Origin of the sequence: Novipirellula caenicola, assembly GCF_039545035.1 — a bacterium.
In the GTDB taxonomy this organism is placed as follows: Bacteria; Planctomycetota; Planctomycetia; order Pirellulales; family Pirellulaceae; genus Novipirellula; species Novipirellula caenicola.
The window spans coordinates 1-1,781 of the sequence record NZ_BAABRO010000063.1 but is presented as its reverse complement, the minus strand read 5'-3'; the positions used below and the strand labels follow the sequence as shown (position 1 = coordinate 1,781).

The 1,781-nt window shown below is 55.6% G+C and carries 1 protein-coding gene; it reads right to left on the bottom strand.

Features of this window, described 5'->3' with window-relative positions:
- Positions 1-696: 696 nt before the first annotated feature.
- On the bottom strand, positions 697-1,781 hold a 1,085-nt coding region (locus ABEA92_RS31245), incomplete at its 5' end, for an IS110 family RNA-guided transposase (protein WP_345689798.1).

Here is a 1,781-nt window from a genome sequence, read left to right as displayed (position 1 = left end):
TTTTCCGCGGGTGGTGGTGAGGTGCCGTCGCCGGAGGCATTTTTCGGTCGCTCGCCCGTCAGTGGCGACCGAAAAATGACGCAGGCGAAAGGCACTGGCAGCCACGTCGGTTGACTCGAGTTGCGATTCAGTCAATTCCGGCTCTGCCGGCGAATCAATCAAGGAGTTGGATTAAACGACTATTCGAGGTGTGAACGCTCTTTGTCCTGGTGGGCCGGCGTGCTTCACGCTGGCGGCGTCCCCTCAGTTATCCGTGCACGGTTCCAGCCTCTTGGTTCGGCTAGCAGCGTGTCTTGGCATTCGCTTGCCTGGAGGCTTCTTGTGAGCAGCACGCGTCTTCCTTCGGTACGGCACATTCTTTAGGGCGATGTGTCGGAAGGTTCGACCGGTCGCTCGAGGGCAACCGGGCCTAAAGTGAACCACTTCCGCATCAGGTTTGGTCGGTGCTCGGTACTTGGGGTAGGTCTGTTCCTTGGTGTTTCGGGCAGGGCGAGTGTTGCGGACTCCTGTGGATGTTTGCGGGTGATTGGGTCAGTAAAGTTCAAGTGGTCGAGGGTGTAAAAAGCCGGCAGGTCCGATTCGTTACGACAATGTCCAGGCATTCGTCACGCGATACTGGTTGTCCTGCAGGCCGAAGTTTTTTTCAATGGTTTATTAAAGCGAGCAAGGCCGATTCGTTACGTCGATGTCGGTGCATCAGGCAGGGGTTACTGGCTTTCTTGCTCGCGGTGATCGGTTCCGAGTTTGGTTAGTTCGCTTGGTGGGGCGTTGAGTTCGCGTTGATCGTGTGGCGGCCGAAGGTTGTTTTGACGATGTGCTGCGATTCTCTGTTGTTATGCTTCGTTTCTTCGCACTCGTTTGACTGGATTTCGCTTCCTTCGATGCTTTGGCCTCTTTCGCCAACCGGCGTTTGCGTTTGTGGCGGCATTCCTTCTTGGGCATCGCCGCGAGTTCCGCTTCGTCGATTGGCAGTTTGCCATCGTAAGATTTTGTCACCGCAATCATCTGTGCAGGATCCCAGTCTCGCTCATCGCGGAGCAACGCCCAAGCGATCACGGCGAGCTTGCGAGCCAGTGCGATCGCCGCTTTCTTTTTTCGAGTCTTTTGTTTGCCGCAGATTCGCTCGTAGACTCCCTTGGCCCAAGGGTTATAACGCAGCGATGCCCAGGCACACTCAACCAGAATGGTTCTCGCCAGTGGATTGCCTCGTTTGGTGATACGTCCGTTGCGATCGGTCTCGCCCGATTGGTATTGACGAGGCACCAGGCCGAAGTAGGCGGACACTTGTCTTCCGTTGTCGAAGCGATGAGGATCGTCGATACAGGCGACGAGGATCTCGGCGGTACGAGGCCCGACGCCGGGGATCGTTTGCACGCGTCGAATCCGCTCATCGGTTTTACCGATCGCCTCGAGCTTTTTGACCACTCCGTCGAGTTGCTCGGTGAGTGAGTCGAGGATGGTTAGTTCAATATCGAGTTCTCCTTTCCAGAGTTCGTCGGCATCACAGTCGACCAGCGGTTTACGAAACGAGTTAATTTTCTCACGACCTGTGTACCAGGCTTTCTCGCCCGAAGCGATTTCGATTCCATGGTTGACGAACCACGCACGGATCGTGTTTTTGGTCTTGTTGATTCTCTGGTCAAGTGTCTTGCGATATTTGACCAGAGAGCGAAATTCACGGTGCTGCGGCGATGGCGTGTGGACGGCTTTGAGTTCTCCCATGGCAGCCATGCGAGCGAGTTTCAGTGCGTCGTCACGGTCGGTTTTGCGTTTGACGTTGG